The sequence below is a fragment of the Kribbella kalugense genome (assembly GCF_004365875.1).
GTDB classification, from domain to species: domain Bacteria; phylum Actinomycetota; class Actinomycetes; order Propionibacteriales; family Kribbellaceae; genus Kribbella; species Kribbella kalugense.
In genome coordinates this window covers 1,249,332-1,264,088 of sequence record NZ_SODF01000002.1, presented here as the reverse complement: position 1 = coordinate 1,264,088, position 14,757 = coordinate 1,249,332, and the positions used below count along the sequence as shown (strand labels likewise).

Annotated in this window: 16 protein-coding genes and 1 tRNA gene; 11 read left to right on the top strand and 6 right to left on the bottom strand. The window is 67.9% G+C overall.

Features of this window, described 5'->3' with window-relative positions; translation table 11 throughout:
- Position 1: 1 nt before the first annotated feature.
- Entirely contained in the window at positions 2-586 is a 585-nt protein-coding gene (locus EV650_RS23880; protein ID WP_134121239.1) for a TetR/AcrR family transcriptional regulator, read from the bottom strand.
- 150 nt (positions 587-736) lie between these two features.
- Positions 737-820 (bottom strand) — tRNA-Leu (locus tag EV650_RS23875).
- 181 nt (positions 821-1,001) lie between these two features.
- On the opposite strand from EV650_RS23875, the gene EV650_RS23870 reads away from it, so the two are divergent.
- The 6 genes from EV650_RS23870 to pknB all read left to right on the top strand — a co-directional run bounded on the left by EV650_RS23870 (position 1,002) and on the right by pknB (position 8,553).
- Positions 1,002-1,841, top strand: coding sequence for an FHA domain-containing protein (locus tag EV650_RS23870; RefSeq protein ID WP_134121238.1), 840 nt, complete (start codon positions 1,002-1,004; stop codon positions 1,839-1,841).
- Positions 1,842-1,851: 10 nt separating this feature from the next.
- Entirely contained in the window at positions 1,852-2,334 is a 483-nt protein-coding gene (locus EV650_RS23865) for an FHA domain-containing protein FhaB/FipA (protein ID WP_134121237.1), read from the top strand.
- A gap of 10 nt (positions 2,335-2,344) precedes the next feature.
- Positions 2,345-3,754, top strand: a complete 1,410-nt coding sequence (locus EV650_RS23860; RefSeq protein ID WP_134121236.1) for a protein phosphatase 2C domain-containing protein — start codon at positions 2,345-2,347, stop codon at positions 3,752-3,754.
- Entirely contained in the window at positions 3,751-5,136 is a 1,386-nt protein-coding gene (locus tag EV650_RS23855) for an FtsW/RodA/SpoVE family cell cycle protein (RefSeq protein ID WP_134121235.1), read from the top strand. Before EV650_RS23860 ends, EV650_RS23855 begins: the two co-directional genes overlap by 4 nt.
- Positions 5,133-6,587: a peptidoglycan D,D-transpeptidase FtsI family protein gene (locus EV650_RS23850; protein WP_134121234.1), complete on the top strand. Its 1,455-nt coding sequence runs from the start codon at positions 5,133-5,135 to the stop codon at positions 6,585-6,587. The genes EV650_RS23855 and EV650_RS23850 overlap by 4 nt, the downstream gene beginning before the upstream one ends.
- 121 nt (positions 6,588-6,708) lie before the next feature.
- Positions 6,709-8,553 carry a Stk1 family PASTA domain-containing Ser/Thr kinase gene (gene pknB / locus EV650_RS23845; RefSeq protein WP_134121233.1) on the top strand — a complete coding sequence of 615 codons (1,845 nt, stop codon included), beginning with the start codon at positions 6,709-6,711 and terminating at the stop codon, positions 8,551-8,553.
- Positions 8,554-8,592: 39 nt separating this feature from the next.
- Here the strand turns inward: pknB and EV650_RS23840 are convergent, their stop codons facing one another.
- Positions 8,593-9,210 carry an aminodeoxychorismate/anthranilate synthase component II gene (locus EV650_RS23840; protein WP_134121232.1) on the bottom strand — a complete coding sequence of 206 codons (618 nt, stop codon included), beginning with the start codon at positions 9,208-9,210 and terminating at the stop codon, positions 8,593-8,595.
- 8 nt (positions 9,211-9,218) lie between these two features.
- Complete coding sequence (locus EV650_RS23835) at positions 9,219-9,956, bottom strand: DUF881 domain-containing protein (protein WP_238174414.1); 738 nt, start codon at positions 9,954-9,956, stop codon at positions 9,219-9,221.
- Positions 9,957-10,090: 134 nt separating this feature from the next.
- On the opposite strand from EV650_RS23835, the gene EV650_RS23830 reads away from it, so the two are divergent.
- Positions 10,091-10,351, top strand: coding sequence for a cell division protein CrgA (locus EV650_RS23830; protein ID WP_134121230.1), 261 nt, complete (start codon positions 10,091-10,093; stop codon positions 10,349-10,351).
- 6 nt (positions 10,352-10,357) lie between these two features.
- Here the strand turns inward: EV650_RS23830 and EV650_RS23825 are convergent, their stop codons facing one another.
- On the bottom strand, positions 10,358-10,954 hold the full coding sequence (locus EV650_RS23825; protein WP_202874868.1) for a rhomboid family intramembrane serine protease: 597 nt from the start codon (positions 10,952-10,954) through the stop codon (positions 10,358-10,360).
- 392 nt (positions 10,955-11,346) lie between these two features.
- On the opposite strand from EV650_RS23825, the gene EV650_RS23820 reads away from it, so the two are divergent.
- The 4 genes from EV650_RS23820 (at position 11,347) to EV650_RS23805 (ending at position 14,083) form a co-directional block, all read left to right on the top strand.
- A complete protein-coding gene (locus tag EV650_RS23820) occupies positions 11,347-11,589 on the top strand; it encodes a hypothetical protein (RefSeq protein WP_134121229.1) in 243 nt (80 codons plus the stop codon).
- Between the two features lie 60 nt (positions 11,590-11,649).
- Complete coding sequence (locus EV650_RS23815) at positions 11,650-12,174, top strand: EXLDI protein (protein WP_134121228.1); 525 nt, start codon at positions 11,650-11,652, stop codon at positions 12,172-12,174.
- A 122-nt stretch (positions 12,175-12,296) separates the two neighbouring features.
- Positions 12,297-13,271: an ATP-binding cassette domain-containing protein gene (locus EV650_RS23810; RefSeq protein ID WP_134121227.1), complete on the top strand. Its 975-nt coding sequence runs from the start codon at positions 12,297-12,299 to the stop codon at positions 13,269-13,271.
- The gene (locus tag EV650_RS23805) at positions 13,268-14,083 is read left to right on the top strand and encodes an ABC transporter permease (protein WP_134121226.1); all 816 of its coding nucleotides are present in this window, start codon (positions 13,268-13,270) and stop codon (positions 14,081-14,083) included. The genes EV650_RS23810 and EV650_RS23805 overlap by 4 nt, the downstream gene beginning before the upstream one ends.
- Here the strand turns inward: EV650_RS23805 and EV650_RS23800 are convergent.
- Entirely contained in the window at positions 14,080-14,757 is a 678-nt protein-coding gene (locus EV650_RS23800) for a pyridoxamine 5'-phosphate oxidase family protein (RefSeq protein WP_238174413.1), read from the bottom strand. The genes EV650_RS23805 and EV650_RS23800 overlap by 4 nt on opposite strands.

The window sequence follows — 14,757 nt, the reverse complement described above, 5'->3', positions numbered from 1 at the left end:
CTCAGTTCCCTTCCTTACGGGTGGCTCGTTCGAACAGGTCGGCGAGCTGCTCGCCGTACGCCGTGAGGTCCAGGTCCGACGTGATCATCGGCGGGACGGCATCGATCGCCGCCCGGATCGAGGTTGCCATCACCAGGGTGTCGAAGTCCCCGAACTCACCGGTGCGCTGACCCCACCGCAGCACCCGCTGGACGTCCTCGACTGCCTTCCCGCCCTGTGCGGCGTACACGCCCTCGTCGGCCCGGATGATGTCCAGCAACGCCTTGATCTCGTCGGGATGCAGCCGCATGAACTCGAGGTTGCTCGTGATCAGCGCCCGCAAACCGCCCGTCGCGGTCGACTGCCCGACGATCAGCGGCTCCATCAGCTCCACCGCACTCCGCGCGACCTCACCGACGACGGCGTCGATCAGCCCGGCCCTGTTGCCGAAGTGGTACGAGATCACGCCCACACTCACCCGGGCCCGCTCCGCGATCCGCGCCATCGACGCCTTCGCCACTCCGGCCTCGGCGATCACCTCGACCGCACACCGGGCCAACTGCTCCCGCCGCGCCGCCTCAATAAACGTCTGATTTCCTGAACGCACGTTCAAAACATAACACACCGCTTCAGACAGCGGCGGCTCTCAGCTGTTTCACAGCGGCGTACCGCGAGGATGGGGGTATGAGGACCGGAACGGCCCGGAAACGCATGAAGTCCCGGTCGGATCGACCGGGACTTTCTGTGCGACTATCTGTGCGCGAGGGGGGAGTTGAACCCCCACGCCCTTTCGGGCACACGGACCTGAACCGTGCGCGTCTGCCTATTCCGCCACCCGCGCGCTGCCGTCGGAGATGCACGAGTTGGTGCTCCCGGCGACGAGAAGGAACATTAGCACGGGTTCCGAGGGTGCTTCACATTGCGGGTTCGGTCGAACCTCCCGATACGATCGATCGTCGTACCCGGTGTGTCCGCCTCGACCGGTGGATGATCTTTGGCGTACCGACCGTGGAGGAGGAGGCGTGCGACCGCTACAGCGCTTCGAGCGACGCCTGGAAGGCATTGTGAGCGGTGTCTTCGCGCGCGCTTTCAAGGGTGATGTCGAGCCGATCGAACTGGCGGCGGCACTCAAGCGTGAGATCGACAACACCGCACGGATCCTGTCCAGGGACCGGCGGCTGGTGCCGAACCACTTCACCGTCGAGCTGGGTCCGGACGACTTCGAGCGGCTGAACGCCTACGGCCGGACCCTGAACCACGAGCTCGCCAACGAGCTGCGGGATCACGCCGACATCCAGCGGTACACGTTCTCCGGGCCGATCGACATCGAGCTGGTTCTGCAGGACGACCTCCCGACCGGTAAGTTCCGGGTGGTCAGCGAGACGGTCGGGACGCCACAGCGACGCCCGGCCACCTATCAGCAGCCCGAGCCCCAGCCCTACCAGCAGGAGCCCTACGTGCCGCCGAACGAGCCGGTCGTGCAGAGCCCGCCTCAGCCCCAGTACCAGCCCCAGCCGTCTCCTCGGCGCGGTCACCCGCAGGTGATGCTCGAGGTGAACGGCCGGCGTCGCCCGGTCAACCCGCCCGGCGTCGTCCTCGGTCGCGGCACCGACGCGGACATCCAGATCAACGACCCAGGTGTGTCTCGGCGGCATGCCGAGATCCGGCTGATGCCGGAAGGCCCGGGTGGGATCCGGGTGGTGCTGGTCGACCTCGGCTCCACCAACGGCACGCTGGTGAACGGCCGCCGCAGCACGGAGTCCGAGCTGGTGGACGGCTCGACGGTCCGGATCGGCAACACGACCATGACGCTGCGCCTCGCGGACGAGCCGATGGCCCAGCCGCCGAGCAGCGGGTGGTGACAGACAGTCCATGTCGGAACTGACCCTGACCCTGATCAAACTGGGGTTCCTGGCCCTGTTGTGGATGTTCGTCCTCGCGGTGCTGTCCGTGATCAGGTCCGACCTGTTCGGCGCGAAGGTGGACAGCCGCGCCGCGGCCGCCGTCGCACCGCAGACCTCCCGTACGCCGAAGACCGCGAAGCCGGCCAAGAAGCGCAAGGGCCTGCCCGCCTCGGTGACGATCGCGGACGGGCCGCAGGCCGGCGTCGGCGCGTCGCTGACCGACGAGCCGGTGATCATCGGCCGCGGCACGGACTGCCAGATCCGGCTGGACGACGACTACTCCTCTACCCGGCACGCCCGGTTGTTCCTGTCCGAGGGCCAGTGGTGGGTCGAGGATCTCGGCTCCACCAACGGCACGTACCTTGATGGCCAGCGGGTGACCCGCCCGGTCCCGGCCGAGATCGGCGGCTCGATCCGGATCGGCCGGACGACGCTGAACATCGCGAAGTAGGCCTGCCTCGATGACCCTGTCGCTCGACTACGCCACACTGTCCGACGTCGGACGGGTGCGCCGTAACAACGAGGATTCGGCGTACGCCGGTCCGCACCTGCTGCTGCTCGCCGACGGGATGGGCGGTGCCGCGGCCGGCGAGGTGGCCAGCTCGGCGGCGGTCCAGGTGATCCGGCGGCTGGACACCGCCGAGATCGGCGGCGAGGACATGATCGAGGCGCTGGCCGGCGCCGTCCACCGCGCGAACGAGCGGCTCTCGGAGCTGGTCGAGGAGGACCCCGAGCGCGAGGGCATGGGCTCCACCGTCACCGCGCTGATGTTCGACGGCAAGCAGCTCGGCATGGCGCATCTCGGCGACTCCCGTGCGTACCGGATGCGGGACGGGCAGCTGTACCAGCTGAGCCACGACCACACCTTCGTGCAGTCGCTGGTCGACGAGGGCCGGATCTCCCAGGAGGAGGCCTTCACCCACCCGCACCGCAACCTGATCCTGCGGGTGCTCGACGGCCGCCCGGACTCCGATCCGGACCTGGAGATCCTCGACGTCCAGGCCGGCGACCGGCTGATGCTGTGCAGCGACGGCCTGCCCGACTACGTCAGCGACGAGGTGATCGCCGCCTCGATGGCCTCCGGTACGCCGGACTCGGTCGTCGTCGAGCTGATCACGCACGCGCTGGAGGCGGGCTCGAACGACAACGTCACCTGTGTGGTCGCGGACGTGGTCGAAACCCAGCCGGCCAGCGGGGTCGCACCACAACTGGTCGGCGCGGCCGCCGAGCTGGCCCAGGGCAGCACCGGCCGCGGCGAGCCGACGGTCACGCTCCACACCGGCGGTGAAGGCGCTGGTGGTGGCGGTGGACGTGGCAGCGGTCTCGACCCTGAAGAGCTGCGCTACGCGCCGCGCCCGCCGAAGCGGTTCCTCTGGCTGCGGCGGATCGCCTTACTGGTGGTCGTTCTGGCCGTGATCGCGGGCGGTTGCTGGTTCGCGTACAGCTGGACCCAGAAGCAGTACTACGTCGGCAGTGACGGCGACTACGTCGCGATCTTCAAGGGCGTCGAGGCGGACCTTCCGGGGCTGGACCTGTCGAAGGTGTACGAGCGGCAGTCGTTGCAGGTCGACAAGCTCCCGACGTACAGCCGGGAGCAGGTGGAGGGCAACATCCAGGCGGACAACCTGGCCGGCGCCCGGTCGATCGTCGCCGAGCTGAAGCAGACCGCGGCCCAGTGCGCCGCGAAGATCAAGCCGACGCCGACTCCCACACCGAAGCCGAGCACGCCGAAGCCGAGCACGCCGGTCTCCAAGCCGCCCGTCTCCAAGCCTCCGGTCACGACTCCGACCGTGCACCCGTCGACGACGCCGACCAGCCCGGGCGGTACGACGACGCCCGGCAGCCCGGACGACTGCGACGGGGTCCGATGAGCATCGCCTCGACGTCGGTCATCCAGATCATCCCGCGTACTCGGCGTGGGGTGGAGTTGCTGCTGCTGATCATCGCGGTCGGCGTCTCGGTCGCGGCGTACGTCAACATCGGCGTCACCGTCCAGAACGAGGTCCCCGCCAGCACTGGGTACTACGCCGCCGGCATCGCCCTGCTCGCAGTGATCGCGCACCTGGCGCTGCGGTTCCGAGCGCCCTACGCGGACCCGGTCATCCTCCCGTGCGCCGTCCTGCTGAACGGGCTGGGCGTCGCGATGATCCACCGCGTCGACCTCGGCCTGACGGCGATCGGCCGGACCAAGGGTGTCCCGTTCGCGCCGCAGCAGATCACCTGGACCGCGGTCGGCGTCGTGGGGTTCCTCGCGGTGATCATCGTGATCCGCGACCACCGCCGGCTGCAGGCATTCACCTACAGCCTCGGCCTGGCCGGTCTCATCCTGCTCGTGCTGCCGCTGGTCCCCGGCCTCGGCGCCAACGTCAACGGCGCACCGATCTGGATCCGCGTCGCCGGGATGTCGTTCCAGCCCGGTGAGTTCGCCAAGGTCTGCCTGGTGATCTTCTTCGCCGGCTACCTGGTGGTGAAGCGCGACGTACTGACGCTGGCCGGACGCCGGTTCCTCGGCCTCGACCTGCCGCGGGCCCGGGACCTCGGGCCGATCCTGATCGCCTGGCTGGCCAGTCTCGGCGTACTGGTCTTCGAGAGTGACCTGGGCTCGTCGCTGTTGTTCTTCGGCCTCTTCCTGTTCCTGCTCTACGTGTCCACCGAGCGGGCAGGGTGGCTGATCATCGGTGGCCTGCTGTTCGCGGGCGGGGCCTACTTCGCCTACATGGCGTTCGGCCACGTGCATCGCCGCGTCACCGACTGGCTCGACCCGTGGGCGATCGACGGCGGCCAGGTGAAGCTCGGGCTGATGGGCCAGGCCTGGGGCGGCATCCTCGGCCGCGGCCTCGGCCAGGGCCACCCGGAGGCGACCCTCTACGCCAACAGCGACATGATCATCTCCTCGATGGCCGAGGAGCTCGGCCTGACCGGGCTGATCGCGATCATCCTGATCTACACCCTCATCATCGAACGCGGCCTGCGGACCGCACTCGGCTGCCGGGACATCTTCGGCAAGCTGATCGCGACCGGCCTGGCGATGTCGTTCGCGCTGCAGGTGTTCGTGATCGTCGGCGGCGTCACCGGCCTGATCCCGCTGACCGGTCTGGCCACCCCGTTCATGGCTCTCGGTGGTACGTCGCTGGTCGCGAACTGGGCGATCATCGCGCTGCTGCTGCGGATCAGCGACCAGGCGAGGCGACCGCAGACCCCGGCCGCTCCCGTGTCCGACGAAACGATCGCGTTGGCGGTGCAGAAAGCATGAATTCGGCGATCCGACGACTGGCCGTTGCGGCGATGATCCTGATGCTCGCGCTGATGGCGAACTCGACGTACCTGCAGGCCTTCCGGGCGAACGAGATCAACGGCCGCAACGACAACAACCGGGTCCGCGACTCGCAGTTCTCGGTGAACCGCGGCCCGATCCTGATCGGCAGTACGCCGGTCGCGCAGAGCAAACCGTCGGACGACCGGTTCAAGTTCCAGCGCACCTATGCGAACGGGCCGGTGTACGCACCGCTGACCGGCTTCTACTCCTACCGGTACGGCCGCGGCGGGATCGAGCTGACGATGAACTCCGAGCTGAACGGCTCGGACCCGTCGATGGCGTTCCGCCGGATCATCGACGTGATCAGCAACCGGCCGCAGCAGGGCGGCAGCGTCACCCTGACGCTGAACGCCGCGGCCCAGCAGGCGGCGTACTCCGGGCTTGGTAAGAAGACCGGCGCGGTCGTGGCGCTCGAGCCGAAGACCGGGCGGGTGCTGGCGATGGCCACCACGCCGTCGTACGACCCGAACCGGCTCGCCTCGCACGACAACGCGAAGGTCGACGCCGCCTGGAAGGACCTGACCGAGGACAAGACCCGGCCGCTGTCGAACCGCGCGGCCCAGGAGCTCTACCCGCCGGGCTCGACGTTCAAGCTGGTCACCGCGGCGGCCGCGCTGTCCAGCGGCAAGTACACGCCGGACACCAAGGTGAACTCGCCGGCCGAACTGCCGCTGCCGCAGACCACCGTCCCGCTGGTGAACGAGGACGGCAAGAACTGCGGCGGCAGCAACAACGCGACGCTGACCATCGCGCTGCGCTACTCCTGCAACACGGCGTACGGCAGCGTCGGCCTGGCGCTCGGCCCGGACGCGCTGCGGGAGCAGGCGGCGAAGTTCGGCTTCGGCTCCCGGCCGCTGGCCGAGCTGCCGAGCGTGGCCACCAGCCAGTTCCCGGGCGACCCGAACGAGCCGCAGACCGCACAGTCCGCGATCGGCCAGTTCGACGTCCGCGCCACCCCGCTGCAGATGGCGATGGTCGCGGCCGGAATCGCGAACAAGGGCGAGGTGATGAAGCCGTACCTGGTCCAGAGCGTGAAGACCCCGGACCTGAAGACGGTCTCCGAGACCAAGCCGGAGTCGCTGCACCAGGCCGTCACCCCGCAGGTCGCCGCCCAGCTGACCACGATGATGATCGACGTGGTCAACAACGGCACCGGCAAGCCGGGCCGGATCAGCGGCGTCCAGGTGGCCGGCAAGACCGGTACGGCGCAGACGTCGAAGGAGCGCCCGCCGTTCGCCTGGTTCGTCGCGTTCGCGCCGGCCGAGGACCCGAAGGTCGCGGTCGCGGTGATGATCGAGGACGCGAACGTCGCCCGCAACGACATCGCCGGCGGCACGCTGGCGGCGCCGATCGCCAAGAAGGTGATGGAGGCGGTGCTGGGCCAATGAGCGCGATACGGAATGATGCCCGTGAGCTTTTCCGACGGGGTTCCCACGGTAGCGGCCGCTACCGTGGGCAAATTGAGTGTGTTTTTTGTGTGGGTTCACAGACAGGTTGGAAGGCTGAGTCATGACATCGCAGGCACGTCTCGTCGGCGGCCGGTACGAAGAAGGCGAACCGCTCGGCCGCGGCGGCATGGCCGAGGTCCGCAGAGGCCTCGACAACCGGCTCGGCCGGAGCGTCGCGATCAAACGACTGCGGGTCGACCTGGCCAGTGACGCCACCTTCCAGGCCCGGTTCCGCCGCGAGGCCCAGTCGGCCGCGTCGCTGAACCACCCGACGATCGTCTCGGTCTACGACACCGGCGAGGAGCCGGACCCGAACGGATCCGGCGTCACCATCCCGTACATCGTGATGGAGCTGGTCACCGGCAAGACGCTGCGGGACCTGATCCGCGAGGGCCGCAAGATCATGCCGGAGCGTGCCCTGGAGATCACCTCGGGTGTGCTCGAGGCGCTCGACTACAGCCACCGGGCCGGCATCGTGCACCGCGACATCAAGCCCGGAAACGTGATGCTGACCCCGCAGGGCCAGGTCAAGGTGATGGACTTCGGTATCGCCCGCGCGGTCGCCGACACGTCCTCGACGATGACCCAGACCGCGGCCGTGATCGGCACCGCGCAGTACCTGTCGCCCGAGCAGGCCCGCGGCGAGACCGTGGACGCCCGTTCCGACCTGTACTCGACCGGTTGCCTGCTGTACGAACTGCTCACCGGCCGGCCGCCGTTCGTCGGTGAGTCGCCGGTGTCGGTGGCCTACCAGCACGTCCGCGAACAGCCGCTGCCGCCGTCGTCGTTCGACCCGGACATCCCGCCGGAGGTCGACGCAGTCGTCCTGAAGGCGCTGGCGAAGAACCGTGAGGAGCGCTACCAGAGCGCGTCCGAGATGCGCGCCGACATCCACCGGGTGCTGGCCGGCCAGCAAGTGACCGCGCCGATGGCGCCGGTCGCGGCGATGTCCGAGACCCGGGCGATGGCGCCGACCGCGGTCGCGCCGGCCGCCACCCAGGCCTACCGCCAGGGTGGAGACGACATCCTGCCCCCGGGCGGCGACGACCTGGAAGAGGATGAGGACGGACGATCGCGGCGCAACCGTGGCCTGGCCTACTTCCTGCTCGGGCTCGCGATCGTGGCGATCGCGGTCGGCGCCTACGCACTGTTCACCAACCTGAACAACGACAACAAGGCCGGCGGCGGCGCGACCAACACCCCGGCCGCGAAGGTCGCCGTACCGGACGTCAGCGGCAAGTCGGTGGCGGACGCGACAGCGTTGCTGACCGACAAGGGCCTGAAGTTCGCGCAGGGACCGTCGGAGACCAGCGACACCGTCGGCCGCGGCTCTGCGATCCGGCAGACGCCGGCAGCGGGGACCGAGGCCGAGCAGAATTCGACCGTCACCGTGGTGTTCTCGTCCGGGCGGAGTGCGTTCCCGGTGCCGGATGTGATCGGCAAGTCGGAGTCGGCGGCCCGTAAGGCGCTGGAAGGCACGGCCGGGAACTTCAAGGTCAAGGACAAGTCGACCGAGCAGGACAGCGACGAGAAGAAGGGCACCGTGCTGTCGGTCAGCCCGGACCCGAACGGGCAGTACCCGTCGGGTCAGGAGTTCACCCTGACGATCTCGAGCGGCAAGACCAACGTCGACGTACCCAATGTCGTCACGCAGACGTACGACGACGCGAAGCTCACCCTGGAGCAGGCCGGCTTCCGGGTCGGACTGGTCTTCGGCAACGACCAGAACTCGGCCGACGGAGTCGTGCTCAATCAGTCCGTCAAGGCCAACACCAAGGCGCCGAAGGGCTCGCTGATCACCCTGACGGTGAACAAGCTGCAGGAGCCGAGCAGCCCGCCGCCGACCCAAACGGACACGCCGCCACCGAGCACGCCCACCACGCCGGGCATCACAATCGGCGGCTAGAACATGAATCCCCGGGGCGATTGCCCCGGGGATTTGTTTTCAGCTGACGATCGGGGCCAGGCCGACGGACCGGGCGACCGCGTCCGGGTCGCCGCAGATGGCCAGCCAGTTCGCGAGCATCCGGTGACCGCCCTCGGTCAGCACGGACTCCGGGTGGAACTGCACGCCTTCGACCGGGAGGTCGCGGTGCCGGGCCGCCATGATGACGCCGGCCTCGGTCCGCGCGGTCACCTGCAGCTCGTCCGGCACGGTGTCCTGCGCGATCGCGAGCGAGTGGTACCGGGTCGCGGTGAACGGCGACGGGAGTCCGGAGAGTACGCCGGCGCCCTCGTGGAACACCTGGCTGGTCTTCCCGTGCAGCAGCTCGTCAGCGCGGCCGACGACACCGCCGTACGCGACACCGATCGCCTGAAGACCTAGGCAGACCCCGAAGATCGGGACCTTGCCGCCCGTCTCCTTCACGATGTCCACGCAGGCGCCGGCCTCTTCCGGCGTACCGGGACCGGGGGAGAGCAGCACACCGTCGTACTCACCGGCCTGGTCGGGGGTGACCTCGTCGTTGCGCAGTACCGTGGTGTCGGCCTGCAGCTGCTGCAGGTACTGGACCAGGTTGTAGACGAAGGAGTCGTAGTTGTCGACGACAAGGATCCGCGGCATGCGGACCATTATCGCCCGCTGACGGTCGGGCTCGCCGACGGAGTCCGTTCGAACCCGGGAACGGTCGCGCTCTGCAGGTCCAGGGTGCCTTCGTAGGCCGGCATCGAGATCGACGACTCGCTCTTCACGTCGTACCCGAGCTGGAACTTCACCACGTAGTCCTGCAGGTTCTCGATGTACTGCGAGTCGTCGAGCGCCTGCTGCAGCTTCCGCCGGTCGCCGATCGCGGTGATCTTGTACGGCGGCAGGTACGGGACGCCGTGCAGTACGACGGAGTTGCCGACGCACTTGATCCCGGTGGTGGAGATGACCCGGTGGTCCTGGATCGAGATCGCGTCCGCGCCGCCGGCCCAGAGCGCGTTCACCACGGCCTGGATGTCCTGCTGGTGGATCACCAGCCAGTCGGCGTCGACGTCCGGATTCTCCTTGACGACCTCGGACGGCGCGTCCTTCAGCGTCACGGTCAGGCCCGGTCCGGTGACCGGCGTCGTACCGACCTCGTCGGACAGGTCCTTGAGCTGCTTGGCCAGCGCCGGATCGATCGATCCCTGCTGCGCCTGGAGCTTCTCGATGTCCTGGGTGAGTGCGGCGTGCTGGCGGACCAGGCTGGCGCTGCGGCGGCTCTGTTCCTCCACCAGGCCCGCGAGCGTAGTGTTGCGACTGGGCCGTAGGTCGGTGCCGCGGGCGTTGGTGGCGCTGGTTGCGAACAGCAGTCCGGCGCACAGCAGAGCCAGTGGCGCACCCACGCGCCACAGCGAAATCCGCCTGAACCTACGCACCCGTGATCTCCATGTTGCTCTCTGCACTACGCTAACCCGGACCGGACCCCTACAGGTCCTCGCGGTCAGCTTATGCGTCCGTCCTTACAAGGAGTTCAGTCGTGCCCGAGTCGAGCAGTCGCAACAAGAAGAAGACCGAGAAGGTCAAGGTCGAGAAGACCCCGAAGCGGCCGCGCACCACCAGCCGCGTGTGGGTCGCGCCGGTGATGCTGTTCTGCTGGCTGGTCGGACTCGCCTGGCTGGTCGTCTTCTACATCGCCGGCGACAAGATCCCGTTCATGAACGACCTGAACAACTGGAACCTGCTGATCGGCATGGGCCTGATCGCGGTCGGCTTCGTCGTCTCCACTCAGTGGGTCTGACCGCGCTCAACCAGCACTTCGCCCGGGGCTGAGCAGTAGCCCGAGCACCATTCCGAGCAGCGCGGGCATGCCGTGGTTGTCATGGACCACCGTGTCGAGCACAGCCAGCGGCCCGATCAGTACGGCGGCCACGAACAAGCCCCGGGGCGGCTGTGCGGCACGGGTCCGCAGTACGACGACCGCGAGCGCGCCGAGCAGCCCGGCGACGCACATCGAGTTCCCGGCCCCGACCGGATTCAGCCAGACGTAGCTGAGAAACTGCCCGAAGAGCCCGCAACCGAAGTACAGGACGAGCCACCGCACCCGGCCGAAGCACCATTCCGCCAACGTGCCCACGACCGCGAGCGCGACCAGGTTGAAGATCCCGCCGCGCAGCCCGCCGTCCTGGAAGAACATGCCGGTGATCAACCGCCACCACTGCCCGGCATCGATCGCGGTGGCGTCGCGCTGGACGTGTCCCAGCAGTGACTCGTCTGCCAACTGGGCGACGAGAGCGGCCGCGGTGACGACGAATACCGCGCCGGTCAGCCACGGCCGGCGAGGAGCGCCGACGCGGGCGAAGAACGCCCCGATCGGGTTGGCGGGCATCGTCGGAGTGCTCATGCCCTGACAGTAGGGCGAGCGGCGGCCAGGTACTCCGTACAAATGTCATCAGTGGAGTTATCCACACCGGTATCCCCAGTTGTGCACACCGATTCGGCCAAGTTGTCCCCAGCCTGAGCCCGACTTCTCCACCGAAACAGCCCGAAATTGCCCCAAATCTGTGGATAACTCAGGTTTGAGTGGATGAGTTTCCACACCGTTCACGTTGGCAGCAGGCAGGCGTACTGTCGAAGCAGTCTTAGCGGCCCGGGGAGAGCGGGGAGGGTCGCATCATGTTTGTTCAGGTCATTCAGGGGCGGATTAGCGACGCCGAGCAGGCGCGGGGCGCTGGCTCGGTTCGAGTCCGCTGACGCCGCGCGGAGCAACAGCGAGTAGCCGGCGCAGGACAAGTGGTGGCACGAGTTCTCGTCGGTGTTCAGCGGCGACGCCACCTTCCTCGACACCGAGGACGTGACGCCCGGCCTGACCGGCGATCCCGAGGCGGCCGGGTTCGTCCAGAGGCGCGGGACGGCGAGCGCAAGGAACCGCCGGCGGACCTCAAGGCGACGGTCGACGAACTGGACGCACTGGACGCCGAGCCGCCGGAGTTCTTCGACCTGACCAGCCCTTGGCTGTACTCGCCTGCATCTACGTAGAGATATATGTAGACATCTACGGAGCCTTCTGCGTATAGTTCTGCGTAGAAGGAGACTGCGATGCCAAACAAGACGATCTACGTGTCCGACGACGACCTGCCGCTGTACAAGAAGGCAGGCGAGCTCGCCGGGAACCTGTCCTCGGCGATCTCGATCGCGCTGCGGAAGTACGTCGAGCTGGAAGAGGGCCGGTTCGAGGGGTACGACGAGATCACCGTGCGGGTGGGCCGGGGGACGGGCCGCAAGCAACGGTTCTCCGGCGTACTGCTGGCCGAGGGCGGGCGCTCGAGCAGCACCGGGTACGAAGCCTTCAAGGTGTACCGGAGCCGGACCGGCAAGTTCGTCCTGCACGCCGACCGTCGCAGCCAGTTCATCGTGAACGGTGACGACGAGCGGTTCCTGACCGGCTGGCGCTCCTGGATCGGCAACTGGAGCAGCGACCAGTCCTGGAGCATGGCGCAGGGCGAGGCCAGCCTGCAGATCGTCGAAACGGTCGAGGAACTCCGCGACCTGATCCCCGAAGACCTGTACGAACTAGTCGAGGAAGCCGCCGGCCAGCCGGCAGTCGAGGACCTCGACATCTAACAGCCACCACAACAGCACCGGCGACCTGGTCTAGGTCGGTCGGTTGGGTAAGCACGCCCGGAACAACCCCCTTAGCCACCTGGGGCAGGTTCGGCCTGCCTGAAAACAAGCGAGGAACAGTCATGTCAGCTGCGATCGACGTCATCGGACTGCGCAAGTCCTACGGCGAGAAACTCGTGCTCGACGGCATCGACCTGAACGTTGCCGAAGGCACCATCTTTTCCCTGCTCGGCCCGAACGGCGCCGGCAAGACCACCGTGGTGCAGATCCTGTCCACCCTGATCACCGCCGACGCCGGCGAGATCCGGGTAGCCGGTCACGACCTGCACAAGAACCCCGAAGCGGTCCGCGCCGCGATCGGCGTCACCGGCCAGTTCTCCGCGGTCGACGGCCTGATGACCGGCCGGGAGAACCTGATCCTGATGGCCGACCTCTACCACCTCGGCAAGACGGAGGCCCGGCGCCGGGCAGACGAACTGCTGGAGCAGTTCGACCTGGTCGAGGCCGGCAAGAAGCTCGCGATGACGTACTCCGGCGGCATGAAGCGCCGCCTGGATCTGGCCATGACGCTCGTCGGCAGCCCACGAATCATCTTCCTGGACGAGCCGACCACCGGTCTCGACCCGCGCAGCCGGCACAGCATGTGGACGATGATCCGGGACCTGGTCGCCGGCGGCGTCACAGTCCTACTCACCACGCAGTACCTGGACGAGGCCGATGAGCTCGCCGACCGGATCGCCGTTCTCGACCACGGGCGACTGGTCGCCCAAGGTACGCCGGAGGAGCTGAAGCGGCTCGCACCCGGCGGGCACATCCGGCTGCGGTTCACCTCGCCGGACGCGTTCTCGCTCGCGGCCCAGGTGCTGCCGACCGCCGCACCGAACCACGAGTCGCTGGTCCTGCAGGTGCCGAACGACGGCAGCGTGCACTCGCTGCGCGACCTGCTGGCGCGGATCGACGACGCGTCGCTCGAAGTCGACGAACTGACCGTCCACACCCCCGACCTGGACGACGTGTTCTTCGCCGTCACCGGTCAACCCACCCAGTCCACCGAGTCCACCCAGCCCGTTGAGCACGAGAAGGTGACGACCAAATGAGCACCACCATGAACCCGGCAGGCGCCACGATCCGCCCGCTGGCCGACATCGGCACCATGCTCCGCCGCAACCTGCGGCACGCCCAGCGGTACCCGGGCCTGTCCCTCGGCGCCCTCGGGATGCCGGTGATCATGATCCTGCTGTTCGGCCTGATCTTCGGCGACACCTTCTCGGCCGGCCTCGGCGGCGGAGGCGGGCGGGGCGACTACATCAACTTCCTGACCCCGGGGATCCTGCTGATGTCGATCGCGTCCGGGACGATGTCGCCCGCGGTCGCCGTCTGCATGGACATGACCGAAGGGATCGTGGCCCGGTTCCGGACGATGGCGATCTTCCGGCCGGCGGTTCTGACCGGGCACGTGCTGGGCAACGTGATCCTGACGATCGTCAGCCTGGGCCTGGTCGTCGGCTTCGCCGTCCTGATCGGGTTCCGGCCGAACGCATCGTTCGGAGAATGGCTGCTGGCCGCCGCCCTGCTGATCGCGGTGACGGTCGCCCTGACCTGGTTCGCGATCGCGCTCGGGCTGACCAGCAAGACGCCGGAAAGCGCGAGCAACATCGTGCTGCCGATCAGCCTGCTGCTGCCCTTCCTGAGCAACACCTTCATCCCGCTGGACGCGATGCCGAGCGGCATCCGGTGGTTCGCCGAGTACCAGCCGTTCACTCCGATCATCGACACCCTGCGCCACCTGCTGCTGGGTACGCCGATGGACAGCGGCGACGGCTGGCTCGCGCTGGCCTGGTGCCTGGCGATCGCGGTCGTCGGCTACTTCTGGGCGCAGAAGAGCTACAACAAGGGGACGGTTGCTTAAGACGGTGCGCCCAGCAGGTTCGCGCGAGTGCGAACGTGGGCCGGCACCAGCAGGTCGCAGTCAGGGTTGTTCTCCGGTTCGCCGGCGATGACGTGGAGCGGGATCACGCCTGTCCAGTACGGCAGGTTGAGGTCCTGCTCCTCGTCGTTGGCCGGCCCGGAGCGAGTCTTCACCGACGCCTCGGTGAGTGAGAGCGCGAGCACCGAGGTCTTGGCCAGCTCCTTGCGGTCCGGCGGCCGAACCGCGTTCGACCGACCAGGGACCAGGTGGTCGACGATCCGGTTGAGCCCGTGAAGCTTCTCGTCCGGGTCAGTCACCAGACGCGGTACGCCGAAGATGACAGCGGACCGGTAGTTCACCGAGTGGTGGAACGCGGACCGAGCCAGCACGAGACCGTCGGTGTGCGTGACCGTGACACAGATCGTCTGCCGCGGCGCCGCGACCACGCTGCGAGCGGCGACCGAGCCGTGCAGGTACAGCGTCCCGTCCGGCCCAAGGTCCAGATCCACGCCGTACGCCGTCGGCAGTACGAGCGGATCGGAGTCCACCACCACACCCAGGTGGCAGAACATGCCGTCGAGCAGGACGTCGTACAGCTCCTGCCGGTCAGTGGCAGCACGCTCCTTCGAACGACGCAGCGAGGTCCGGGCAGTCGGCTGGAGTGGAGTGGTCAT

Coding starts and splice junctions, on each gene's coding strand:
- EV650_RS23855 (WP_134121235.1), top strand. CDS start 3,751: ATGAGCATCGCCTCGACGTCGGTCATCCAGATCATCCCGCGTACTCGG.
- EV650_RS23810 (WP_134121227.1), top strand. CDS start 12,297: ATGTCAGCTGCGATCGACGTCATCGGACTGCGCAAGTCCTACGGCGAG.
- EV650_RS23865 (WP_134121237.1), top strand. CDS start 1,852: ATGTCGGAACTGACCCTGACCCTGATCAAACTGGGGTTCCTGGCCCTG.
- EV650_RS23825 (WP_202874868.1), bottom strand. CDS start 10,954: ATGAGCACTCCGACGATGCCCGCCAACCCGATCGGGGCGTTCTTCGCC.
- pknB (WP_134121233.1), top strand. CDS start 6,709: ATGACATCGCAGGCACGTCTCGTCGGCGGCCGGTACGAAGAAGGCGAA.
- EV650_RS23815 (WP_134121228.1), top strand. CDS start 11,650: ATGCCAAACAAGACGATCTACGTGTCCGACGACGACCTGCCGCTGTAC.
- EV650_RS23860 (WP_134121236.1), top strand. CDS start 2,345: ATGACCCTGTCGCTCGACTACGCCACACTGTCCGACGTCGGACGGGTG.
- EV650_RS23800 (WP_238174413.1), bottom strand. CDS start 14,757: ATGACCACTCCACTCCAGCCGACTGCCCGGACCTCGCTGCGTCGTTCG.
- EV650_RS23840 (WP_134121232.1), bottom strand. CDS start 9,210: ATGCCGCGGATCCTTGTCGTCGACAACTACGACTCCTTCGTCTACAAC.
- EV650_RS23850 (WP_134121234.1), top strand. CDS start 5,133: ATGAATTCGGCGATCCGACGACTGGCCGTTGCGGCGATGATCCTGATG.
- EV650_RS23805 (WP_134121226.1), top strand. CDS start 13,268: ATGAGCACCACCATGAACCCGGCAGGCGCCACGATCCGCCCGCTGGCC.